The organism is Agromyces subbeticus DSM 16689 (genome assembly GCF_000421565.1).
Taxonomy (GTDB): domain Bacteria; phylum Actinomycetota; class Actinomycetes; order Actinomycetales; family Microbacteriaceae; genus Agromyces; species Agromyces subbeticus.
The window spans coordinates 774,777-797,001 of record NZ_ATXG01000001.1 but is presented as its reverse complement, the minus strand read 5'-3'; the positions used below and the strand labels follow the sequence as shown (position 1 = coordinate 797,001).

Annotated in this window: 19 protein-coding genes; 7 read left to right on the top strand and 12 right to left on the bottom strand. The window is 69.0% G+C overall.

From position 1 onward, the window contains the following. Positions 1 to 12 precede the first annotated feature (12 nt). Positions 13 to 1,671: an amidohydrolase gene (locus H521_RS0103645; protein ID WP_022891677.1), complete on the bottom strand. Its 1,659-nt coding sequence runs from the start codon at positions 1,669 to 1,671 to the stop codon at positions 13 to 15. A gap of 174 nt (positions 1,672 to 1,845) precedes the next feature. On the opposite strand from H521_RS0103645, the gene H521_RS0103640 reads away from it, so the two are divergent. Then, positions 1,846 to 2,547, top strand: a complete 702-nt coding sequence (locus tag H521_RS0103640) for a TetR/AcrR family transcriptional regulator (protein WP_040423494.1) — start codon at positions 1,846 to 1,848, stop codon at positions 2,545 to 2,547. Between the two features lie 3 nt (positions 2,548 to 2,550). Here the strand turns inward: H521_RS0103640 and H521_RS0103635 are convergent, their stop codons facing one another. From H521_RS0103635 to H521_RS0103610, 6 genes are all read right to left on the bottom strand, one after another. Next, a complete protein-coding gene (locus H521_RS0103635) occupies positions 2,551 to 3,444 on the bottom strand; it encodes a TerC family protein (protein WP_022891676.1) in 894 nt (297 codons plus the stop codon). 23 nt (positions 3,445 to 3,467) lie between these two features. Then, positions 3,468 to 5,480, bottom strand: a complete 2,013-nt coding sequence (locus H521_RS0103630) for a beta-galactosidase (protein ID WP_022891675.1) — start codon at positions 5,478 to 5,480, stop codon at positions 3,468 to 3,470. Positions 5,481 to 5,532: 52 nt separating this feature from the next. Next, a complete protein-coding gene (locus tag H521_RS0103625) occupies positions 5,533 to 6,459 on the bottom strand; it encodes a carbohydrate ABC transporter permease (protein WP_022891674.1) in 927 nt (308 codons plus the stop codon). Continuing rightward, the gene (locus tag H521_RS0103620; RefSeq protein ID WP_022891673.1) at positions 6,456 to 7,415 is read right to left on the bottom strand and encodes a carbohydrate ABC transporter permease; all 960 of its coding nucleotides are present in this window, start codon (positions 7,413 to 7,415) and stop codon (positions 6,456 to 6,458) included. Before H521_RS0103620 ends, H521_RS0103625 begins: the two co-directional genes overlap by 4 nt. A 106-nt stretch (positions 7,416 to 7,521) precedes the next feature. Then, positions 7,522 to 8,871 carry an ABC transporter substrate-binding protein gene (locus tag H521_RS0103615; RefSeq protein ID WP_245560924.1) on the bottom strand — a complete coding sequence of 450 codons (1,350 nt, stop codon included), beginning with the start codon at positions 8,869 to 8,871 and terminating at the stop codon, positions 7,522 to 7,524. A gap of 47 nt (positions 8,872 to 8,918) precedes the next feature. Beyond that, positions 8,919 to 11,057 (bottom strand): beta-galactosidase, encoded by a 2,139-nt coding sequence (locus tag H521_RS0103610; RefSeq protein WP_026481862.1) that lies wholly within the window; start codon positions 11,055 to 11,057, stop codon positions 8,919 to 8,921. 205 nt (positions 11,058 to 11,262) lie between these two features. Here H521_RS0103610 and H521_RS21330 point away from each other — a divergent pair, with 205 nt between their 5' ends. Then, positions 11,263 to 12,339 (top strand): LacI family DNA-binding transcriptional regulator, encoded by a 1,077-nt coding sequence (locus H521_RS21330; RefSeq protein WP_022891670.1) that lies wholly within the window; start codon positions 11,263 to 11,265, stop codon positions 12,337 to 12,339. 24 nt (positions 12,340 to 12,363) lie between these two features. On the opposite strand, the gene H521_RS21325 is transcribed toward H521_RS21330, so the two are convergent. Genes H521_RS21325 through H521_RS0103585 form a run of 4 tightly spaced genes read right to left on the bottom strand, consistent with a single transcriptional unit; the run spans position 12,364 to position 16,769 of the window. Then, complete coding sequence (locus H521_RS21325) at positions 12,364 to 13,662, bottom strand: family 1 glycosylhydrolase (RefSeq protein ID WP_022891669.1); 1,299 nt, start codon at positions 13,660 to 13,662, stop codon at positions 12,364 to 12,366. Continuing rightward, the gene (locus tag H521_RS0103595; RefSeq protein ID WP_022891668.1) at positions 13,659 to 14,507 is read right to left on the bottom strand and encodes a carbohydrate ABC transporter permease; all 849 of its coding nucleotides are present in this window, start codon (positions 14,505 to 14,507) and stop codon (positions 13,659 to 13,661) included. The genes H521_RS21325 and H521_RS0103595 overlap by 4 nt, the downstream gene beginning before the upstream one ends. Then, complete coding sequence (locus tag H521_RS0103590; RefSeq protein WP_022891667.1) at positions 14,504 to 15,454, bottom strand: carbohydrate ABC transporter permease; 951 nt, start codon at positions 15,452 to 15,454, stop codon at positions 14,504 to 14,506. Before H521_RS0103590 ends, H521_RS0103595 begins: the two co-directional genes overlap by 4 nt. A 58-nt stretch (positions 15,455 to 15,512) precedes the next feature. Next, positions 15,513 to 16,769: an ABC transporter substrate-binding protein gene (locus H521_RS0103585; protein WP_022891666.1), complete on the bottom strand. Its 1,257-nt coding sequence runs from the start codon at positions 16,767 to 16,769 to the stop codon at positions 15,513 to 15,515. A 229-nt stretch (positions 16,770 to 16,998) separates the two neighbouring features. Between H521_RS0103585 and H521_RS0103580 the strand changes: the two genes are divergently transcribed. The 4 genes from H521_RS0103580 (at position 16,999) to H521_RS21320 (ending at position 20,740) form a co-directional block, all read left to right on the top strand. Next, positions 16,999 to 18,018: a LacI family DNA-binding transcriptional regulator gene (locus H521_RS0103580; protein WP_022891665.1), complete on the top strand. Its 1,020-nt coding sequence runs from the start codon at positions 16,999 to 17,001 to the stop codon at positions 18,016 to 18,018. A gap of 100 nt (positions 18,019 to 18,118) precedes the next feature. Next, entirely contained in the window at positions 18,119 to 18,691 is a 573-nt protein-coding gene (locus H521_RS0103575; RefSeq protein WP_022891664.1) for a GNAT family N-acetyltransferase, read from the top strand. A 44-nt stretch (positions 18,692 to 18,735) separates the two neighbouring features. Continuing rightward, positions 18,736 to 20,103 (top strand): FAD-binding oxidoreductase, encoded by a 1,368-nt coding sequence (locus H521_RS0103570; protein ID WP_022891663.1) that lies wholly within the window; start codon positions 18,736 to 18,738, stop codon positions 20,101 to 20,103. 28 nt (positions 20,104 to 20,131) lie between these two features. Further along, positions 20,132 to 20,740, top strand: a complete 609-nt coding sequence (locus tag H521_RS21320; RefSeq protein WP_022891662.1) for a hypothetical protein — start codon at positions 20,132 to 20,134, stop codon at positions 20,738 to 20,740. On the opposite strand, the gene H521_RS0103560 is transcribed toward H521_RS21320, so the two are convergent. Further along, positions 20,698 to 21,027, bottom strand: a complete 330-nt coding sequence (locus tag H521_RS0103560; protein ID WP_022891661.1) for a nuclear transport factor 2 family protein — start codon at positions 21,025 to 21,027, stop codon at positions 20,698 to 20,700. The two genes, H521_RS21320 and H521_RS0103560, sit on opposite strands and share 43 nt — an antisense overlap. An 82-nt stretch (positions 21,028 to 21,109) precedes the next feature. Here H521_RS0103560 and H521_RS0103555 point away from each other — a divergent pair, with 82 nt between their 5' ends. After that, entirely contained in the window at positions 21,110 to 22,198 is a 1,089-nt protein-coding gene (locus H521_RS0103555; RefSeq protein WP_026481861.1) for a DNA glycosylase AlkZ-like family protein, read from the top strand. Positions 22,199 to 22,225: the final 27 nt, after the last annotated feature.

Below are 22,225 nucleotides of genomic sequence, written 5' to 3'. Positions count from 1 at the left end.
GGTTCCTCGCAATCAGTCAGTGCGGGTGAAGACGGGCGTTCCCTCGATCCAGGTGGAGGTCACCGTCGAACGGTGGATCTCCTCCGTCGGGAGGCTGAAGGGATTCGGTTCGAGCACGATGAGATTCGCGAGATAGCCCTCGCGGATGTATCCCGTGTCGTGATCGCGGTGGTTCACGTAGGCGGTGCCCGAGGTGTAGGCCGCCATCGCCGTGGCGAGATCGAGCCGCTGGTGCGCGCCGCCGAGCGGCTCGTGGCCGAGACCGGGCGCGATGCGAGTGACGGCCACGTGCACCGCGTCCATCGGGTCGGCGCTCGACACGGGCCAGTCGCTGCCCGCCGCGAGCCGGGCTCCGTGACGCTCGAGGTCTCCGAACGGGTATTGGCGTGCCTCGGCCCCGTGCTGCAGGAACGGAAGCGTGAGCTCGTCGATCTGGTCTTCGTGGGTGGCCCAGAGCGCCTGCAGGTTCGCCACCGCGTCGAGTTCGGCGAAGCGTGCGGTCTCCGACTCCTCGACGATCTGCAGGTGCGCGAGATGATGCCGGCCGCCGGTGGGACCGTTGACCTCGCGCGCCGTCTCGATCGCATCGAGCGCCTCGCGGACGGCACGGTCGCCGAGGGCGTGGAAATGCACCTGCATGCCGGCGGCGTCGAGCTCGGTGACGATGTGCTTCAGGAACTCGGGATCGATGAACGAGAGTCCACTGTTGTCGGTGTCGTGGCCGTGAGCGTCGCGGTAGGGCGTGAGCATCGCCGCCGTCTGGTTCTCGGCGACACCGTCGACCATGATCTTCGCCGTGCCGAGCGAATAGCGGTCAGTCGTGCCGAGCCTCGCCAGCTCGTCGCGGCGGGCGACCATCTGCCGCACCTGCTCGATGCCGCCGTCGCGCTGCCACCACTGGGCGCCCACGACGTGCGCGAGCAGGGTGCCTTCGGCGACCGCCCGGCGATAGATCGCGTCGATGTCGTCGATGCCGAGCAGGCTGCCGATCATGGCGTCCTGCCAGCCCGTGATGCCGAGCGCGAGCAACTCGTGCTGTGCGCGCAGCAGTCCGGCGTAGGCGAGGTCGGCGTCGATGCCGGGCCGCACGTCGTTGAAGAGGTGCTCGGCGCCTTCGTGGAAGGTGCCGGCCGGAAAGCCGTCGGCTTCGCGCTCGATGCGTCCGTCGACGGGGTCGGGAGTCGATGCGTCGAGGCCGGCGATGGCGATGGCCGCGGTGTTCGCCCAGGTGCTGTGGTGGTCGCGGCTGGAGAGCACGACGGGCCGGTCGGGCACCACGGCGTCGAGCAGCCCTCTCACCGGGGCGCCGCCCGCGTACTGATCCATCGACCAGCCGCCGCCGAGAATCCATGGCTCGTCGGGGTTGGCGTCGGCGTAGGCCTTCACGGTCGCGACGGCTTCGTCGGCGCTCTCGGCCTCGGAGAGGTTGCACATGAGCAGCTCGACGCCGGCACCGACCGGGTGCACGTGCGCGTCTTGGAAGCCGGGGCTGAGCAGTGCCCCCTCGAGCTCGACGAGTCGGGTTCGCTCGCCGATGAACGCCGTCGCCTCCGACTCCGGAACGATCGCGACGATGCGACCGCCCGTGACGGCCACGACGTGACCCTGGATCGGCTGACCGGTTCCGGTGAACACGGCCGCTCCGGTGAACAACACGTCGGCAACTGACACGTCGCCCTCGCTTCCTCGTCGATTGGGTGGTGAGGGCGAGAGTATCCACTGCCCAACATCGATGTCAACGCTGTTGACATCGATGTGTACCGAGTCGTTATGCTGGCGGTGGAGCGCTGCTCGACGAGATCGACGCCGAGCGGGGCATGATGGAACGCGAACGGGAAGAGGGCGATGACGACCGCAGCAGGCTCAGCGAGTGGCGACGTCTCGCGCGCCCCGGCCCGCCGAACCCGCCTCGATCGGGACTCGATCGTGGCCGCCGGGCTCGAGCTCGCCGCCACCGCCGGCACCGCCACGATCTCGGTGCGCGAGCTCGGCACCAAGCTCGGCGCCGATCCGACCGCGATCTACCGCCATTTCCGCAGCAAGGAGCAGCTCATGCAAGCGCTGCTCGACGAGTTGACACTGCGCAGTGTCGCCGCGGTGACGGCAGACAAGGCCGACTGGCGCGCACGCATCCGTCAACTCGCCACGGCCACACTCGCCACGTTCTCGGCCCACCCGGCGATCGGCACCGAGGCGATCGTGCTCACCACCCACGGGCCGGGCGAACTCGCCGCCATCGAGATCATGCTCGAGGCGTTCACCGAGGCCGGCCTCTCGAGTGACGATGTCGTGCGCCACTATGCGCTGCTCGCCACTCACGCGCTCTCGACGGCCGCCGGCATCTCCCGCGGCCGCGCCGAACACGGCGACCATCCCGAGCCGGCACCGTGGTTCGACGGGCCGATACTCGCCGATCCTCGCCGATACCCGCTCATCGCCGCCTACAACAGCGAGCTCGCCGAACTCACCGATCGCGACCTCTTCATGCTCGGTGTCGAAGCCGTCATCCAGTCGGCCGAGCGCACCGCGGCGCGAGCCTCGGGCTGACGATCAGCCGAGGCCGGCGCGCTCCTCAGCGGCATCCGTCTCGCCCTCGACCGGGCGATTGGAGAGTCCGACCGAGCCGCGGCCCGGGCGCGTCGAGAGCGCGGCCGACACGGCGACCGATTCGTCGACGTCGGGACACTCCGGGCGCAACTGCACGGCCTGCTGGCGGCGGTGCTCGCGCTTCGCCTTGCGAGCGGATGCCGCGAGGTTGAGTGCCTCGACGAGGATCGCGAACGCCATCGGCGCGTAGATGAGCGCCTTGTCGATGTGCACGCCGAAGCCCTCGGCGATGAGGAACACGCCGATCAGCAGGAGGAACGACAGCGCGAGCATCTTCACCGTGGGGTGGCGGTTCACGAACGTGAAGATGTACCGCGATGCGAAGAGCATGATGCCGAACGAGAGCACGACGACGGTGACGATGACGATGAGGTTCTCGGTCATGCCGACGGCGGTGATGACCGAGTCGAGCGAGAAGACGATGTCGAGCAGCAGGATCTGGATGAGGACCGAGCTGAACGTGATCTTCTTGGGCGCCCTGCCGTGCTCTTCTTCAGCGCCTTCGAGCTTGTGGTGGATCTCGGTGACGGCCTTGTAGACGAGGAAGAGGCCACCGGCGATGAGGATGAAGTCCTTCACCGAGAAGCCCACGCCGAACCAGACGACGACGTCCTCCTTCAGGGTGATGATCCACCCGGCGAAGAAGACGAGCACCACGCGGATCACCATGGCCAGCGTGAGGCCGATATTGCGCGCGCGGGCCTGCTGCTCTTTGGGGAGCTTCGACGCGAGGATCGAGATGAAGATGACGTTGTCGACACCGAGCACGATCTCGAGCACGAAGAGGGTCACGAAGACGGCGATGAGGTCGGGCGTGAAGGCGAAGGAGAAGTCCACCCGCCCATGGTAGATGCGAGCAATCAGCTCCGAACGATCGCCACTCCCTGCGGCGGCAGCTCGAGGCCTGATGCCGGCGCGCCCGTGAGCACGTCGGTGCCCTCGAGTCGCAGCACCGCGGTCTGACGCCCGTGGTTGATCGCGATGACGAATTCGCCGCGACGCACCGCTTCGACGTCGCCTGCGTTCGCGACCGCAGCCGGCACCTCGACACCGGCCTCCTCGACGACCCGCGAGACGAGTCGACCGAGCGCGGCCGGTTCGGGCAGGGTCGCCACGTACCACGCGTGACCGGCGCCCGCCGCTCGACGGGTGACGGCCGGCCAGCCGGCGAGCGCTCCCCCGGTGAAGGTCGCGAGCGTCTCGGCGTGCTCGACACGCACTGACTCGGCCCAGACGCTCCCGGTGGCGTCGCCCCCGAAGATGTCGCCCGTGAGCGGCACGGGCGGCGGCGTGCCGCCACCTCTCGCCCGCAGGTCGGGCGCGGCCGGCGGGGCGAACTCCTCGATCCACACGCCGAGCGTCTGCCGTAGCCGCTCGCCCAGGTACCCCCCGAGTCGCACGTGCAGGTGCTCGTCGGTGATCGCGGTGCCGAACCCGACGACGAGCGTGCCGCCCGCCTCGGCGAAGCCCGCGAGGTTCTCGAGCTGCGCATCGGTCGCAACGAGGTGCGCCGGCGCGACGACCACTCGATAGGTCGAGAGGTCGCCGTCGGCGCGCACGAAGTCGACGACGAGCCCGAGCGCGGTGAATGCGCGATGCCAGGCGAAGAGCGTCTCGAGATATGAGACGGATGTCGGTGATGCGGGCTGCTCGATCGCCCACCAACTCTCCCAGTCGAGGGCGATCGCAACGTGGGCGGGCACCCGGCTGCCACTGAGGCTCGCTGTGCCTTCGCCCCCTGACAGATCACGCAGCTCGGTGCCGAGCTGCTCGATCTCGCGCCACACCCGGGTGTCGGTGCCGCCATGCGGCACCATGCCGGAGTGGAACTTCTCGGACCCGGCTTGCGACTGCCGCCACTGGAAGAAGAGCACGCCGTCGGCGCCGCGCGCGACCGCCTGGTACGACCAGGCGCGCATCTGCCCGGGCGACTTGGCGGCGTTCTGCTCGCGCCAGTTGACCGCGCTCGGCGATTGCTCCATGAGCAGCCACGGCGCACCGCCGCCGAGCGATCGCATGAGGTCGCGCACCATCGCCGCGTAGGCCGATGACACGGGGTCTGCAGGGTCGGGGTAGGTGTCGTCCGACACGATGTCGACGTGCTGCGCCCACTTCCAGTAGTCGACGGGCTTGAAGAAGCCCATGAAGTTGGTCGTGATCCGCACGTCGGATGCCGCCCGGATCACCTCGACCTCGGCGCGGTAGCAGGCGAGCAGTTCATCGCTCGAGAACCGGTCGAAGTCGAGCAGCTGCGTCGGATTGGGGAAGCTCGGCGCGGTGCGCGGCGGCTCGATCTCGGCGAACGAGTCGTAGCGCTGCGACCAGAAGGCCGTGCCCCAAACCCGGTTCAGTTCCTCGATCGAGCCGTACTTCGCCTCGAGCCAGGTGCGGAACGCCGCGGCCGACACCTCGCAGTAGCAGTGGCTCACGTGGCATCCGTATTCGTTGTTCACGTGCCAGAGCTCGAGCGCCGGATGCTCCGCATACCGCTCGACCAGGCGCTCGACGAGCCGCCTCGCACGCTCGCGGTAGACCGGCGAGCTCGGGCAGTACTGCTGCCGGCTACCGGTCGAGAGCCGCACGCCGTCTTCGGTCACCGGCAGGGTCTCGGGGTGCTGCGCGGCGAGCCACGGCGGAGGGGAGGCCGTCGCCGTGGCGAGGTCGACCCGTACTCCGCCCGCGTGCAGGCCGTCGAGCACGTCGTCGAGCCAGTCGAAGTCGTACTCACCGGGCCGCGGCTCGAGCTTCGCCCACGAGAAGACGCCGACCGTGGCGAGGTTGACGCCCGCCCGGTTCATGAGTCGAACGTCGTCGGGCCAGACCTCCCTGGGCCACTGCTCGGGGTTGTAGTCGCCGCCGTACCAGATCGTCATGCTCGAACCTCTCGTTGTGGCATCCGCTCGCCCTGCGACATCCGCTCGCCCATCAGCCTTTCACCCCGCCGGTCGCGAGACCCGACTGCCAGTAGCGCTGCAGGAACAGGAACGCGATGATGAGCGGCAGGATCGAGACGAACGACCCCGTGATGACCGTCGAGAACAGTGCTTGCGATCCGCCGCCGGCCGATGCCGCCGACTGCAGTTGCGCAAGGCCGACCGTGATCGGGTACAGGTCCGAGCTGTTCAGCATGATCAGTGGCAGGAAGTAGTTGTTCCAGGTCGCGACGAGCGAGAAGAGGAACACGGTCACGAGCCCCGGGCCGAGCAAGCGCAGCCCGACCTGCCAGAAGATGCGGAACTCACCGGCGCCGTCGACCCGCGCAGCCTCGATGAGGCTGTCGTCGACGGCATCGGCCGCATAGACCCGCATCAGGTAGACGCCGAACGGCGTCACGAGCGACGGCACGATGACCGCCCACGGAGTGTCGGTGAGGCCGGCCTGCGAGAACAGCAGGTAGGTCGGCAGGGCGAGGGCGGTGAGCGGGATCATGATCGCGCCGAGGGTCGCGCTGAAGAGCGCGCGCTTGCCCGGGAACTCGTACTTCGCGAAGGCGTACCCGGCCATCGTGGCGAGCAGCGTCGCGCCGACCGCCGAGGCGAGCGAGTACACGAGCGTGTTCGCGAGCCAGCGCACGAAGATGCCGTCGCGCACGGTGAAGAGCGTCGCCAGGTTCTCGCCGAGCGAGAAGTCGCCGCCGAACCACAGGCCGAACGTCGAGAACAGCGCCGAGTTGTCTTTCGTGGCCGAGACGAGGAGCCACCAGAGCGGCAGCACGAAGTACAGCACGCACAGCCAGAGCAGCACGGTGAGCAGCAGGCTGCGGCGCTTCTTCGGGTCGAAGCTGCGCTTGCCGCGACGCGCACCGCCGGTGTGGCCGATGGTCACGGCGGCCCGGGTGTCGAGGTCGGTCACGATGCGCTCCTCTCGCGGCGCTCGCGGCGTTGCGAGCCCAGTTGCACGATGTACGACACGACGGCGATGAACAGCCCGAGCAGGAACGCGATCGCGGCCGCGTAGTTCAGCTCCTGGTTGATGAAGGCGAGGTTGTAGGCGTAGTAGTTCGGGGTGAACGAGTTGGTGATCGCGTCGGGCGCGATCGCGTTCAGCAGGCTCGGCTCGGCGAACAGCTGGAACGTGCCGATGATCGAGAAGATGACGGTCAGCAGGATGGCCGGGCGGATGGCCGGGATCTTCACGCTCCACGCGATGCGCAACTGCCCGGCGCCGTCGATCTCGGCGGCCTCGTAGAGCTCGGCCGGGATCGACCGGAGCGCGGCGTACATGATGATCATGTTGTAGCCGACGAACTCCCACGTGACGATGTTCATCATCGAGCCGAGGATGCTGCCGGGCGACAGGAAGTCTGGGGTGCCGAGGCCCACCGCGCGGGCGATCTGGGCGATCGGGCCGAAGTCGGGGCCGTAGAGGTAGCCCCACATCAGGGTCGCCACGACGGCGGGCACCGCGTACGGCATGAAGACGAGCAGCCGCACGGCCTTGGAGCCGCGCGCCCGGGCCGTGTCGAGCGCGAGGGCGAGGAACAGCGCGAGCCCGAGCATGATCGGCACCTGCACGACGAAGAACAGGCCCATGCGGCCGATGCTGGCGAGGAACGCCGAGTCCTGCAGGGCGCGCACGTAGTTCGCGAGGCCCGCGAACACGTCGCCGCCGATGAGCTTCGACTCGAACAGGCTGAGATACCCCGAGTACACGAGGGGCACGACGAGCATGGCGATGAAGACGACGAAGAACGGCAGCACGAAGAGGTACGCCGCGAGGTGCTGCTTGCGCTTGGCCGTGCTCGCGCCGCGCCGCTTCGGCGGCGCGACGGGCGGGCTCGGGGTCGTGAGCGCCGGGGAGTGCGACATTGCTGCTCCTTGTTCTCGGATTCTCAGGGTTCTCGGTGGTCGTGAATTCGGGAGGGGCCCGGGTAGGGGCGCTCGCCGGCGTATGCCTGCGAGCGCCCCACGGGCCTCACTCGACCGTGAAGCCCTGGTCCTCCGCGTAGGCGACGAGCTGATCCTGCCACTCGTCGAGCGCCGCGGCGATGTCGCCCTTGTCGGCGATCACGGTGCCCATCGTCTCTTCATAGGTCGAGTAGACGTAGTCCATGAACGGCAGCCACTGGAAGTCGGTGTCGACCGTCTCCGAGATCTCGGCGAACAGCTTGTTGACCTCCTGGCCTCCGTAGAACTCCGACTGCAGATCGATGAACGCCGGGTCCTCGAGCACTGAGAGCTGCGGCGGGTAGAGGAACTGCTCGGTCGCGAGCATCATCGCCGACTCCTCGTCGTGGTTGATGAACTTCGCGAGCTCGTACGCGGCGATCGGGTTCTCACTCGACGCGAGCACGGCATCCGAGGAGCCGCCCCAGTTGCCCGACACGTTCTCACCCTCGGCCCACTGCGGCAACGGCGCTGCACGCCAGAGACCCGAGGTGCCCTCTGCAGTGCCCTGCAGGAACACCGGCCCCCACGCGGCCGTCAGCCAGCCCGCGTACTTGCCGCTCGCGAGACCCTGGTACCACTGGTCCTGGAAGTCGACGTCGGTCGAGATGAGATCCTTCTGGATCAGCTCGGTCCAGTAGGTCGCGACCTCCTTCGCCTCGTCGCTGTTGACGTCGATCGACACGGTCTGGTCGCCGTCGTAGCCGAAGGGCTTCACTCCCTTCTGCCAGAAGAAGCCGATCATCTGGCCGGCCTGGGTTGCGCCGAGGTTCGAGATGTACGAACCCGTTGCGTCCTTCACCGCCTGCGCCGCGGTCGCGTACTCCTCCCACGTCGCCGGGGGCTCGGTGATGCCGGCCTGGGCGAGCAGGTCTTCACGGTAGAGGTTGCCCATCGGGCCGACGTCTTGCGGCATCGCCCACACGGCGTCGTCGGGCGAGACCTGATTCCAGGCCCAGTCGACGTAGTCGCCCGAGAGCTCGTCGGCGCCGTATGGAACGAGGTCGAGCAGCGACTCGGAGAGCACGAACGACGGAATGTACTGGTATTCGATCTGTGCGACATCCGGCGCCCCCTCCCCCGCCTCGATCGCGCTGCGGAGCTTCTGGTAGTGCGGCAGGCCCTGGCCGACGTTCTCGACCTTGACGTCGATGGCGGGGTATTTCTCCTCGAAGAGGGCCACCTCGTTCTCGATGTCGGGCACCCAGGTCCAGAAGGTGAGTTCGGTTGGCGTGGTGAGCGCCTCTTCGCGCTGCTCGTCGGTGATCGGGCCGGTGGTGCCGCCGTCGTCTGCGCCGGGAGTGCAACCCGAGAGGATGAGTGCTGCGGCCACGGCGACGGAGCCCAGCGCCAGTGCTGTTCTTGGTGCGTTCCTCATGTCCTTCTTCCTTTGTTCGGTCGGGACCGGGAGGGGATCCGGTCGTCTCACCCGTCGATCAGGGTCAGCGATGACCATGCGGCGAGGGGGAGTTCGGTGCCCGCAGCATGCGACGCGGCGGAGACGAGGTCGGTCACGTCGCGGGCGAGCGTGACGGCGGTCGGAGTCCAGCTCCAGTTGAAGAGGAACCACGCGCGGCGGCCGTCGGGCAGGGTGCCGGAGGCGATCGTCACCGGCAGCTCGCGGGCGGGCGCGAGTTCGTCGGCGATCGCCTCGGGCACGGCCCAGCGCATCAGGTCGATCGCGAGCTCGGGCGACGGCACGGTGCCGACGACGGTGATGCGGCCGGAGCCGTGCACCTTCGTCGTGACGGCGGGAAAGGTCGAGAACCACGGATGCTCGTACCTGGCGAGCACGTCGGCGCCATCGGCGATGAGGCCGTCGGCCCAGAGTCGCGCGGTGGTGGCGGCCGTAGCGGTTCCGGTTGCGGCCTCGCCGTCGGCGCCGGCTCGCGCGAGCGGCGGCTCGGTCGTCACCGGCACCTCGGCCGCGAGGTTCGAGTACTCCTCGTAGCGAACGCCGGCCGCCTCGTGCAGGCGGTCGGGGGCGACGGCGACGCGAGCACGCGCCTCTTCATCGGCGTATCCCGTGCGGATGCCGATGACGAGGTGACCGCCGGCCGCGGCGTACTCGCGCAGCAGGTCGAGGTCGGCATCGGATGCCACGTACAGCGCCGGCGCGACGAGCACCGGGAACCGGGCCACGAGGTCGGCGGCGCCGAGGCCGTGCGCCTGACCGGCGTGGAGAATGCGCACTTGCGCGCCGGCCTCGATGATGCCGCCGTGGAACGCGTCGAAGATGCGCTGGTAGGCCGCGCGATCGGGCGCACCGTCGGATGTCGCGAGCGGCGGCGTGAACTCGAAGGCGAAGCGGCTGTCGTTCGACCACAGCATGGCGACGTCGGCGTCGGGTTCGAACCCGTCGAGCGCATCGCCGATCGCCGCGAGGTCGGCGCCGACGCCCGAGAGTTCGCGGTACACGCGGCCCGGCTCGAGGCTGTGCGGCAGCACGCCGCCCCAGTAGGTCTCGGTGCCGTACGGCAGCGTGTGCCAGTGCCAGTACTCGATCATCGCCGCCCCGCGCGAGATGAAGGCGAAGGCCGCCTGCTTCAACTGCCCCGGGTACGGCGGCAGGTTGAACTCGGAACCGCCGATCGACTGGGCGTCGGTTTCGGTCACGAGGAAGCGCGACTGCTTCGACGAGAAGATGCGGTCGGCCTGCCGGAGCATCGCCGGCACGCCCGAGGTGGTCCACGGCGTCAGCGGCTCCAGCCGCTCGGTCGCGTCGAGGTGGTCCTGCATCGCGTAGTAGGGGTTGCCGGCGGTGAGGTCGAGCGTCTCGACGAGCGCCTCGTCGTCGAGGCCCGGTCGCGGGTAGGCGATGCAGGTCGTCACGAATTGCCCCGGCAGGGCGTACTCGCGCACGAGCCCCGCCTGCCACGCGATGAACTCGGTCGTGAGGTCGGCCTGGTATCGCCGCCACGCGAGGTCGTACTGCGGCAGCGAATTGCCGTCGGGCGTCCAGAGATCCGACCAGTCGGAGAGCCGGTGCGACCAGTAGGTGAGGCCCCACTCGCGATTGAGCGTCTCGACATCGCCGTAACGCGCCTTCAGGCGGCGCACGAACCGCTGGAACGAGCCGTGGTTGTGCAGCAGCAGCATGCCGGGTTCGTTGTCGACCTGGTAGCCGATGACGGCCGGGTGGTCGGCGTAGCGGGCGATGACCGCGCGGATCACGCGCTCGGCGTGGAACCGGAACGCGGGGTGCGAGTAATCGATCTCCTGCCGGGCGCCCCACGGCATCGGCTCACCGGTGCGCGGCTCGGCGGCGATCTCGGGATACGCGGTCTGCAGCCACGGCGGCACCGCATACGTCGGCGTGCCGATGATGACGGAGATGCCGCGCTCGTGCGCCCCGTCGAGCACGGGCTGCAACCAGTCGAGGTCGAACTCGCCGTCGCGCGGCTCCCAGGTCGACCAGACCGATTCACCGACGCGGATGACGGTGAACCCCGCCTGCTGCATGAGGTCGAGGTCGATCGTGGTGCGATCGTCGCGGTGGTATTCGGCGTAGTAGGCGGCACCGAACAGGATGCGGCTCAAGGGTTGTGCTGGCTGAGGGGACATCCGTTGCGTACTCCGTTGTCGACGCGTGAGCGATTCGGTTCGATTTGCAGGAATGTTTTCGACAACATCCTGTCGAACCAAGGATGTTGCCGATAACATCGACTTGTCAAGCACAACTTTCACGGTGTGACGCATTCGTGACGATCGGCCCGCCCGCGAGTCGTCGGCTACAGGTCGCGCACCCGGCGCACGCCCGGAGGGCGCGATGAGCACGAGCACCGACTCCGTCGAAGGAGGCACCGTCGCGAGCACGCCGAAGCCCGCGACGATCTACGACGTCGCCCTGGCCGCCGGCGTGTCGCACCAGACCGTGAGCCGATTCCTGCGGGGCTTCGAGGGCATCCGGCCCGAGACGCGCGAGCGCGTGGTCCGCGCGCTCGACGAGCTCGGCTACCGGCCGAACCTCACGGCACGCAGCCTCAAGTCGGGTCGCTCGCACCGCATCGGCGCCCTCACGCACGAGATCTCGCACGTCGGCCCGAGCCGTGTCGCTCAGGGTGCGAGCACGGCCGCGCGCGAGGCCGGGTACGTGCTCGACCTCGTCTCGCTCGACGTGCACGACGCCCGCGAGATCGAGGAGTCGCTCGAGCTGCTGACCCAGCAGGACCTCGCCGGAGTGCTCGCCCTCGCCTCGACCGACGAGATGGTGCGGGCATTCGAGACCACCGAGTTCCGCGTTCCCGCGTACATCGCGGCCGAGGCCGACGACGCGCTCACCGGGCACCCGTCGGAGCTCACGGGCGTCGGCCTGCCGGGGCTCATCGCACACCTGGCCGAACTCGGGCATCGCACCGTCGTGCACATCGCCGGTCCGTCGACGTGGGCGGCGGCGCGCAACCGCATCAACGCCTACGAGGCCGCGGCCGAACGGCACGGCCTGCGCTCGCTCGGCGTGCTGCCGGGCGACTGGTCGGCGAGATCGGGCTACGAGGCGATCGCAGCACTCGCCGAACTACCGGCAGCCACGGCCTACGTCGCGGCGAACGACCAGATGGCGCTCGGCGCGATGCTCGCACTGAAGGAGCGGGGTCGCCGCATTCCCGACGACGTGAGCGTGGTCGGCCTCGACGACATTCCCGAAGCTGCATACTTCGATCCGCCGCTCACGACGCTGCGCAATGACTTCGAGTCGCAGGGTCGCGCGTCGGTGGCCGAGCTGCTCGCCCGCATCGAGGGCACCCCCGTGCGTGCGGTGCAGCGACCGCCGTCGCAGCTCATCGTGCGGCGATCCTCGGGCCCGCCGCCCGCCGAGGGCGGGCGCCCTCGCGACATCCGGAGCTGAGCGGCGAGCTCAGGTGCCGAGTGCTCACGCCCGACGAACCGAGTCGAGCGAGTCCGCCCCCCGGTCGATGTCGCGCAGTGCCCTTGCATGCCCCGCGAACCGCTCGGCGACGGCGTTGCGACGTCGCGCGAGCCCGGTCGGCTCCTCGACGAGGTCGTAGAGTCCCATCGCCAGGCGGTGCGCCATCGGCGGCTCCGTCGAGTGGCGATAGGTCCACTCGATCATGTCGAACAGCGGCCACCACGTGTAGCCGACCACGTCGACACCTGCCGCTCGCACCCGCTGGACCGCATCGATCGAGGCGTCGAGCCACTCGAGGCGCTCGGCCGTGCTGCCGGTGACGCAGGTCTCCGTCACCATGACAGGCGCCCCGTATCGCTCCGCGTAGAGCCGCAGCATCTCGGTGAGCCCTTCGGCGCCGTCGTCACGGGTCGGGCGTGGATCGGCGAAGCCGCCGCGATGGTGGACCCCCGCCTCGAACACCTCGGTCGAGTGCCGCGGGTAGTAGTTGACGCCCATGATGTCGGGGACGACCGCCCGCTCGGCGAACCACGCCAACTGCTCGTCACCGACGCCATGGCCGGCGAGGAGCGGGGCCAGCGGATGATCGCTGCCGACACTGCCGGTCACGAGATCCTCGACGAGGAAGGCCTGCTCGCTGAAGCGCTGCGCCTCCGAGCGGTGCTCGGGCGCATCGATGTCACCGACGTAGCGCAACGAGGCATCCACGTGCACGAACGCCGCATCGGGCTGCACCTCGGCGATGCCCCGCTGCGTCTCGACGAACCCTCGTGCGAGCGCCGTGGAGACCGCGACGAGGCCGGCGGCTCCCCGCCGATACGGGGGCCAGTAGCCGTATTCGCCCGAGAACAGCGCGTGGATCATCGGCTCGTTCACGGGCGTCCAGTCCGTCGCGACATCCGCATACCGCTCGGCAGCGCGCGTCGCGAAGTCGGCGACGTGCTGCGGAAAGTCGGGATGCAGGAACTGGTCGTCGAGCCATAACGGCGTGCCGTAGTGGAGCAGGTCGACGACGGGGCGCACGCCGACCTCGCCGAAGCGGGCCATGACGCGATCGGTCCAGCTCCAGTCCCACGTGCCGGGCGCCGGGCTGACGCGGTGCCACGGGATGCCCCAGCGCAGGAACTCCGCACCGACCGACTGCGCGAGCGCGAGATCGTCGTGCCACCGCTCGTAGTGCTCGGTGAGTTCGTACTCGTCGATCGGTCGCTCGCCCGCGCCCGCCTGCGGCACGAAGGTGTTCTCGATGCCCGCGCCGAGGTGCAACCGTCCGTCATCGAGCCAATGGTGTTTCGTGGTCACTTCATTCCCGTCGTCGCGACGCTTTCGATGAAGCGGCGTTGGATCATCAAGAACATCACCGCGAGCGGCAGCACCGCGATGAGCGAGCCGGCCATCATCACGCCCTGCGGGATGATGCCGCCGGGTCCGGTGAGCAGGGTGAGCCCTGAGGTGATGGTGCCCATCTCGGCGTCGGTCGTGAACACGAGCGGCCAGAGCAGGTCGTTCCAGTTGTTGACGAACGTGAAGATGCCGAGTGTGAGCAGCGCCGGCACCGCGTTGGGCAGGATAACGCTCCGGAAGATCCGGAACTCGCTCGCGCCGTCGATGCGCGCCGCGTTGTCGAGGTCGCGCGGCAGCGAGAGGAAGAACTGCCTCAGGAAGAAGATGCCGAAGGCGTCGGCGGCTCGCGGCGCGATGAGCCCGGCGAAGGTGTTGACCCAGCCGAGGTCGGCCACGAGTTGGTAGATGGGGATCAACGTCGCCTGGAACGGGATCATGAGGCTCACGATGATCGCGATGAGCAGCACCCGGCTGCCGCGGAAGTCGATGCGGGCGAGGGCGTACGCGGCGAGCGAATCGAACACGAGCGCGAAGAGGGTCACTCCGCCGGCGAAGACGACGCTGTTCAGGATCAGCCGCCCGAACGGCAGCTCGTCGAAGATGCGTGCGAAGTTCTCGAGCGTCCATTCGCCGGGCACGAGCGTCGGCGGGAAGGCGTTCACCTCCGCGGTCGGCTTGAATGCCGTGAACACGATGATCGCGATCGGCAGGAGCACTGCCGCGGCCGCCGCCAGCAGGCCGACGACGAGCAGCACAGAGGTCGCGTGCACGCGACGCGGGCGACGGAGCCGGTTCGCGGTCACTGGGCGTCCTGCTCTCGCCTGCCGAAGAAGACGAACTGCACGAGGCTCAGCAGCAGCGTGATCGCGAGCAGCACGTACGAGAGCGCAGAGGCGAAGCCGAGCTCGAGTTCACGGAAGCCCGACTCGTAGATCTCCATCACGATCGTCTGGGTTGAGCCGAACGGGCCGCCACCGGTCATCACGTAGATCTGGTCGAAGGCCTGCAACGCCGCGATCAGGGCGATGATGAGCACGAACGCGAAGGTGTTGCTCAGCATCGGCAGCGTGATGTGCACGAAGCGCTGCCAGGCGTTGGCCCCGTCGACGACGGCAGCCTCTCGGAGGCTTCCGGGAATCTCCTGCAGGCCAGCCAGGAAAATGACCATGTAGAAGCCGAAGCTCTTCCACACCGCCACGAGGGCGACCGTGGGCATCGCGAGTGCGGGGTCTTGCAGCACGTTGCCGAGTTGAACGCCCGCGCCGCGCAACCAGTAGTTGAGCAGTCCGATCTGCGGATCGAGCAGATACGACCAGGCGAAGGCCGCCACCGCGAGGGAGACGACGAACGGCAGGAACAGCGCGGTGCGGAATGCGCCCCGCAGCGGCAGACGAGGGTGGTTCAGCGCCAACGCCAGCACGAGTGCGGCGATGACCGCTGCCGGCGTGAACAGCGCGGCGTAGAGTGCCGTGTTGCCGAGCGCGCTGAGCACTGCCGGATCGGTGAAGACCCGCGCGTAGTTCTCGAGCCCGACCCAGCTCTCGCTGCCGAACCCGCTGGAGTCGGTGAACGAGAGTCGGAGGGCCGACAGCATCGGCCACGCGACGAACGCGCCGAGCAGCACGAGAGCCGGGGCGAGGAAGCAGAGGGCGAGCAGGCCGCGACGCGCGGGGCGGCGCTGAAGGGGCCTTCCGCCGAGCGGTGCGGGCGGACGGAAGCGAGGCTTCGTCCGATGCAGTGCGGTGGTCATGGTTCTCCGTTTCGGTCGGGTGGTGACGCCGCGGCGCCCCCACCCGGAGCTTCGATGCTCAGCCGGCGAGGGCGGCGTCGATATCGGCCTGCGCCTCGGCGAGCAGCGCCGACGCATCACCGCCGACGAGCGCCTTCTGCGTGGCGGCGTCGACCGCTGACAGCACGTCGACGCTCTCGGTGACACCCGGCAGCAGGGGCCGTCCGGTCGCCGCGATCTCGGTGAGCGAGGCGACCACCGGATTCGATTCGACCGCCGAGGCGGGGATGTCGCCGCGCAGCGGCGGCCAGCCCGATCCGAGTGACCATTCGATCGCGACATCCTCGCTGAAGAAGTACGAGAAGAACGCCTCGGCGCCCTCGAGCTGTGCATCGTCGGCCTGAGCCGTGACGCCCATGCCGACGCCGATCGCGCTCGAGGCCTGTGCCTCGGGGCCCGCGGGAATGGCGGCGATGCCGTAGTCGATGCCGCTGTCTTCGGCGATCGACGCCATCCACGGCCCGCCGACGTGCATGGCCGCCTTGCCGGAGCTGAACAGCTCATCGGCGCCGATGCCGTCGAGGCCGGTCGGCGAGATCTGCTTCGTCGCCACCGCCGTCGACCAGTACTCGAGCGTCGCGACGTTCTCGGGCGAATCGATGACGGATTCGCCGTCGATGACGAGGTCTCCCCCGCCGCCGTAGAACAGGCTCGGCCAGAGGCCGTTCGCCACCGTGGCGTGATCGGGAAGAGCGAGCCCGTACTGCTCGGGCGTGCCGTCGCCGTTCTCGTCGACGGTCAGCTTCGCCGCGACGTCGACCCATTCGTCCCACGTGGTCGGGAACGCGGTGATGCCGGCCGAGTCGAACAGCGCGCGATTGTAGAAGACCGAGAGCGGCACGAAGCCGGTGGGCACACCGAACCGGGTGTCGCCCGCGGTCATCATGTCGGCGGCGGCCGGAACGATCTCGGCGAGGTTCTCATCGCTCTCGTAGAGTTCGCCGAGATCGACGAACGCGCCCTTGTCTGCGTAGACCGGCATGCGTTCGGCGGGCATCGCGACGATGTCGGGACCTTCGTCGGCCGACAGCGCTGGCAGCAGCGTGTCGTCGATGACGTCCCACGTCTTCACCTCGGTCTCGACGACGACGTCGTCTTGGGAGGCGTTGAAGTCCTCGACGATCTGCTCGAGCACGTCGCCGTCGGCCTCGGTATACCCGTGCCAGAAGGTGATGGTGGCGGGGCCGTTCGCCGAGGGTTCCGCCGCAGAGCATCCGGCCAGCGCGAGCGCCCCGACCGCCGCTGCGGCGCACAGGGCCGTTGCAGTCTTCCTCATCGAAGTTGCCTTTCTGTGGTGACGTCGTCGTCGTTCCGAGCGACGTCGTCGGGTTGGGTGCCCTGCCGGTGGAGTACGCCGAAGCGCCGCCGGAACAGTCAGGGTAAACGTTGTACGGTAAACGTTAGACCAGCATCTAAACCCACAACGGCCGAGGCTGTCAAGCAATCGGGTACAACGTTGTACGCTTGGCCGTGAAGCAAGCGGGAACCAACCGGATCGGAGCGCGATGAGCACCACGCTGCACGACGTGGCGAGCCATGCCGGCGTCTCCATCAAGACGGTCTCCAACGTCGTGAACGGTCTCGGCAGGGTCAGCGCCGCGACGCGCGAGCGAGTGCTCGACTCCATCGCGCAACTCGACTACCGGCCGAACCTCTCGGCTCGCAGCCTGCGTTCGGGCCGCACGGGCGTCATCGGCCTCGCGATCCCAGAACTCTCCCTCGCCTACTTCGCGCAATTGGCCGATGCCGTCATCGAGGAGGCAGAGCGGCGCGGGCTCGTGGTGCTCATCGAGCAGACGCGCGGCGGCGACCGTGCACGCGAACTCGAGCTGCTGCGCGGCCCGCGCCGACAGCTCACCGACGGGCTCATCTTCAGTCCGTTCGGCATGACCGAAGACGACACCGCGCTGCTCGACATCGGTTCACCGCTCGTGCTGCTCGGCGAACGCCTGCCCGATGCGAACGTCGATCGCGTGACCATGCCCAACGTCGAAGCCGGCGCCGCGGCCACCACGAGCCTCCTCCGGCTCGGCCGTGAGCGCATCGCGGTCATCGGGGCCCACCTCGACGCCCGCCACGGATCGGCGGTGCTGCGCTACGAGGGCTTCGTGGAGGCACTCCGGGCAGGCGGGGTCGAGTTGCATGACGAGCTCGTCGTCGAGGTCGACCTCTGGCATCGGAGCAACGGCGCGAAGGCGATGCGCGAGCTGCTCTCGCGCGGCGTTGCGTTCGACGGCCTGTTCGCGATGAACGACGAGCTCGCGCTCGGCGCGCTTCGCGTGCTGCAGGAAGAGGGCATCGATGTTCCCGCCGACGTCGCCCTCATCGGCTTCGACAATGTCGACGAGGGTCGCTTCTCACGCCCGAGTCTCTCCACCGTCGACCCCGGCCGTGCCGACATCGCACGCATGGCGGTCGACCTGCTGCTCGAGCGCATCGGCGGCACCGTCTCCGACGAGGTCGCACCGCGCGAGCTTCGTTCGCCGTTCTGCGTCATCGATCGAGAGTCGACCGGCGGCGACTGAGCCGGCGCGAACACCATCGGCGCGGCGAGCCGACGCCTCCAACGCATCGACGCCGCGCACTGAGCTTGCCGGCGCGGGATGCCGGTGGCAGGGTATCGACATGGTGATCGAAGTGCGAGCCGCATCCGTCTTCGATGACGTGGCGACCGTGGTCGGGCCGAAGAAGCCCGAGTCCAACGTGTGCTTCTGCCTGAGCTACCGCATCGGGTCGAAAGAGAACGTGGCCCTCGTGGGCCCCGCCCGCGCCGACCGCGTGCGTGGACTCTGCGCCGAAGACCCGCCGCCGGGCGTGCTCGCCTACGACGGCGATGAGGTGGTGGGCTGGGCGGCGGTGCATCCGCGCGCCGATACGAGCTTCGCGCGCAATCGCAAGATCCCGCACATCGACGACACCGATGTTTGGTCGGTGTGGTGCTTCCGCGTACGCCCGGGGCATCGGGGCGAGGGCATCGTGCACCACCTGCTGACCGGCGCCGTCGAATTCGCGCGCGAGCACGAGGCCCCTGCCATCGAGGGATATCCCGTTGACAACGACGGCGGCAAGGTCGACCTGACGATGGCCTATGTCGGCACGCGCGCGGTCTTCGAGCAGGCGGGATTCACGAAGGCCGCCGACACCGCGTCGGTACTCAACGGCTTTCCGCGCGTGCTCATGCGCCTCGACCTGCGGTGAGTGTCGGATGCCGCCGCTAGCGTGACACCGACGAAAGGACATCGATGACCTCCTCCCCCGATGCCGCGCTGCTCGGTCTGCGCTCCGAGCTCAGCGGATCGATCGTGCTGCCCGGCGATGTCGACTACGACTCGGCCCGCACTCCGTGGAACCTGAGCGTCGATCAGCGCCCGGCGGCCATCGCCGTGCCGGCCGACGTCGACGACATCCGAGCGGTCCTTCGCGTCGCGACCGCCCTCAACCTCGGCGTCACGACCCAGCCCAACGGCCATGCCGCCTCCGCCGACCTCAGCGACGTCGTCGTCATCCGCCCGTCCCACTTCGACGAGATCGTGGTCGACGAGACGGCCCGGCTGCTGCGCGTCGGCGCCGGCGTCAACTGGGGGCGCGCGCTCGAGCGTCTCGACGGCACCGGGCTCATCGCTCTCGCCGGGTCGAACCCCGAGGTCAACGTCGTCGCGCTCGCGATCAACGGCGGCCAGTCGATGTTCAGCCGTCGCTACGGCCTCACGGCGCGTTCGATCGTCGCCGTCGAGCTCGTCGACGCGAGCGGTGAGCTGCGCCGCGTGACCGATGCCGACGACGCCGAGCTCATCTGGGCGCTGCGCGGCGGCGGCGGGCTCTTCGGCGTCATCACGGCCATCGAACTCGCGCTCTATCCGGGCGACGTCATCTTCGGCGGCAGCCTCATGTTCCCGGCCGAAGCAGCTGAGGGCGTCATCTCCGCGGCGTTCGCCCTGGCGAACGACGAGCCCGAGCTGGGGCTCGACGTCGGCATGATGCGCTTCCCCGATGGGCCGATGCTGCCGCCGCACCTGCGCGGTCGCACGGTCGCCACGGTCGGCCTCGTGCACGTGGGCGACGAGCAGGCCGGTCGCGCGTTCGCCGACCGACTCCGTGCCGTCGCAGAGCCGATCGCCGACACGCTCGTGCCGTTCACGATCGGCTCGCTCGCCGCGGTCGCGGCCGAGCCCGTCGACCCGATGCCGTCGGCCGACTTCGGCGGCGCGGTCGCCGGGCTCGACGATGCCTTCGTCCATGAGTTCGTCGACGCCTTCCTCCGCGGCGCCGACCTCGGACTCATGCGCTGCAGCATCCGCGCGATGGGCGGCGCGATCGCCGACGAGCTCGGAGCCGATCAGTCGGCAGTCGGAGCAGTACATGCCGAGGGACTGCTCAACTCCGGCGTGCTGCTCTTCGATCCGACGATCGATGCGGCGGCCGCGCTGCAGCCGTTGCGCGACCTCGTGGCGAGGTACTCCGGGGGCGGCACGTTGCCGACGTTCCTGGGTGCCGACGCGTCCCTCGCCGACGCCTACGACCGCGAGGTGCTCGATCGACTCGCCGCGGTGAAGCAGCGCGTCGACCCCGGCGGCGTCATCCGCGGCAATCGAGCGATCACCGCTAGCTGACCGGCTCGACTCCGATCGCCGGCACGCGATGCTCCTCACCGAACCGGTTGCACGTGCCATCGCCGAGGGCTCGATCTCCGTCGTGTTCCGTAGGTGGGCGCGACCGCGGGTGAAGGCCGGAGGCACGTTCCGCTCGAGCGCGGGCGTGATCAAGGTCGTCTCGATCGATGAGGTCGGCGAGGTCACGGCCGCCGACGCGCAACGCGCTGGCGCATCATCCGTCACCGAGGTGCTGGTAGCGCTCGGCGGCCACGCGAACGATCCGCTCTTCCGCATCGGCGTCGAGTGGGCGGGCGCCGACCGACGCATCGAACTCGCCGCTGACGCGACCTTGAGCGCGTCAGACGTCGCGGCCATCGCCGAGACGCTCGCGGGCGTCGACCGCCGTGGCCGAAATGCGCCGTGGACCCACGACGTGCTGCACCGCATCCGAGAGCGGCCCCGAATCCCCGCCGACCGGTTGCGCGGCGACCTCGAGCTGCTCGCGTTCAAGCGCCGAGTGCGACGGCTGAAGGAGCTCGGGCTCACTCGAAGCCTCGAGGTCGGCTACGAGATCTCGCCGCGAGGCATGGCGTACTTGCGAGCGGTCGACGCTCAGGAGATGACGAACCGCGAGATCAGTCCGCTCGACAACTGAAAGGCGAAGTCTGCCGGCCCGTTGTAGCCGTTGCCCGAGACGGCGACACTGACGACGTATTCGTCAGGCGCGTCGCCCGCCCTGACGCTCTGCACCTCGAACCGCTCCTGCCGACCGATGTTGTCGGTCTCGTTCCAGCTCGCGACGCCGTCGCGCCCATGGAACTCGCGCGACATGTCCTTCAGATATGCATCGGGCGCGAAGGTCGCCACGAAACCCTCCGAGTCGCCGCGGTTCGTCGTGTCGACGAATGCCTGGATCGCGCTCGGCAGTTGCTGCTCCGTCATGACGCTCCTCTCGTCGACGCGCTCGCGTCGACGAAGGGCACCGTATCGCAGCGACGTCGGCGGCCGCGAGTACCGTGATGGCATGGAGCCGCACCGCCTCGACCGCACCGAAGCGCGCCGCATCGCGATTCGGGCCCAGTTGCTCGACGCCGCCCGCCCGCGCGATCTGGTCGAGCTGGTGCGCCGGCTCACGCTGCTGCAGATCGACCCGACGGCGGCGATCGCGCCGAACGCCGATCTCGTCGCCTGGAGCCGGCTCGGGTCGGCGTATCGCCCGGCCGATCTCGCGCACGCGCTCGAGCACGAGCGCCGCCTGTTCGAACTCGACGCGCTGATTCGCCCCATCGAAGACCTCGAACTGCTGCGAGCCGACATGGCGACGTGGCCGACCTGGCAGCGATCGAGCGAGTGGCTCGATCAGAACCAGAGCTTCCGCCGCGACATCCTCGACCGGCTCGGCGACTCCCCCGTTCCCGTGCTCTCTCGCGACATCCCCGACACGAGCCACGTGTCGTGGGCGTCGACCGGCTGGACCCACAATCGCAACGTCGGCCGCATGCTCGAGCTGCTCACGATGCGCGGCGAGGTCGCGATCGCCGCCCGGCGCGGCCGCGAGCGGCTGTGGACCCTCGCCGACCGCGTGTACCCCGCCGAGCTGCTCGCCGCACCCGTGCTGCCCGCCGACGAAGCCCTGCGCCGGCGCAACGAGCGCCGCCTCGCCGCGCTCGGCATCGCGCGGGAGAAGAGCACGATGATGCCGCTCGAACCCGTCGACGTCGGGCAGGCGGGCGAGCCCGCGGTCGTCGACGGCGTGCCGGGTGTGTGGCGCGTCGACCCCGCGCAGCTGGGGCAGCCGTTCACCGGCCGCACCGCGCTGCTCTCGCCGTTCGACCGGCTCACCTACGACCGGGTGCGAGCCCAGCAGCTCTTCGACTTCGAATACGTACTCGAGATGTACAAGCCGGCCGCGAAGCGCCGCTGGGGCTATTTCGCGCTGCCGATCCTGCACGGCGACCGGCTCGTCGGCAAGCTCGACGCCGCCGTCGATCGCAAGGCCGGCACGCTCACCGTGAACGCCGTGCACGAAGACGTGCCGTTCGACCGAGCCACGCGCGTTGCCGTCGACGACGAGGTGGCGAGCCTCGCCGAGTGGCTCGGAGTGACGGCCTGAGCGAGCCCGCGCGCGGTCGGGTGACGA

What these genes read in the sequence shown, in the direction of transcription:
- H521_RS0103640 (WP_040423494.1), top strand. Translation starts at nt 1,846, where the DNA reads ATGACGACCGCAGCAGGCTCAGCGAGTGGCGACGTCTCGCGCGCCCCG.
- H521_RS0103630 (WP_022891675.1), bottom strand. Translation starts at nt 5,480, where the DNA reads ATGACGATCTGGTACGGCGGCGACTACAACCCCGAGCAGTGGCCCAGG.
- H521_RS0103620 (WP_022891673.1), bottom strand. Translation starts at nt 7,415, where the DNA reads ATGTCGCACTCCCCGGCGCTCACGACCCCGAGCCCGCCCGTCGCGCCG.
- H521_RS0103615 (WP_245560924.1), bottom strand. Translation starts at nt 8,871, where the DNA reads ATGAGGAACGCACCAAGAACAGCACTGGCGCTGGGCTCCGTCGCCGTG.
- H521_RS0103610 (WP_026481862.1), bottom strand. Translation starts at nt 11,057, where the DNA reads ATGTCCCCTCAGCCAGCACAACCCTTGAGCCGCATCCTGTTCGGTGCC.
- H521_RS21330 (WP_022891670.1), top strand. Translation starts at nt 11,263, where the DNA reads ATGAGCACGAGCACCGACTCCGTCGAAGGAGGCACCGTCGCGAGCACG.
- H521_RS0103590 (WP_022891667.1), bottom strand. Translation starts at nt 15,454, where the DNA reads ATGACCACCGCACTGCATCGGACGAAGCCTCGCTTCCGTCCGCCCGCA.
- H521_RS0103585 (WP_022891666.1), bottom strand. Translation starts at nt 16,769, where the DNA reads ATGAGGAAGACTGCAACGGCCCTGTGCGCCGCAGCGGCGGTCGGGGCG.
- H521_RS0103580 (WP_022891665.1), top strand. Translation starts at nt 16,999, where the DNA reads ATGAGCACCACGCTGCACGACGTGGCGAGCCATGCCGGCGTCTCCATC.
- H521_RS0103575 (WP_022891664.1), top strand. Translation starts at nt 18,119, where the DNA reads ATGGTGATCGAAGTGCGAGCCGCATCCGTCTTCGATGACGTGGCGACC.
- H521_RS0103570 (WP_022891663.1), top strand. Translation starts at nt 18,736, where the DNA reads ATGACCTCCTCCCCCGATGCCGCGCTGCTCGGTCTGCGCTCCGAGCTC.
- H521_RS21320 (WP_022891662.1), top strand. Translation starts at nt 20,132, where the DNA reads ATGCTCCTCACCGAACCGGTTGCACGTGCCATCGCCGAGGGCTCGATC.
- H521_RS0103560 (WP_022891661.1), bottom strand. Translation starts at nt 21,027, where the DNA reads ATGACGGAGCAGCAACTGCCGAGCGCGATCCAGGCATTCGTCGACACG.
- H521_RS0103555 (WP_026481861.1), top strand. Translation starts at nt 21,110, where the DNA reads ATGGAGCCGCACCGCCTCGACCGCACCGAAGCGCGCCGCATCGCGATT.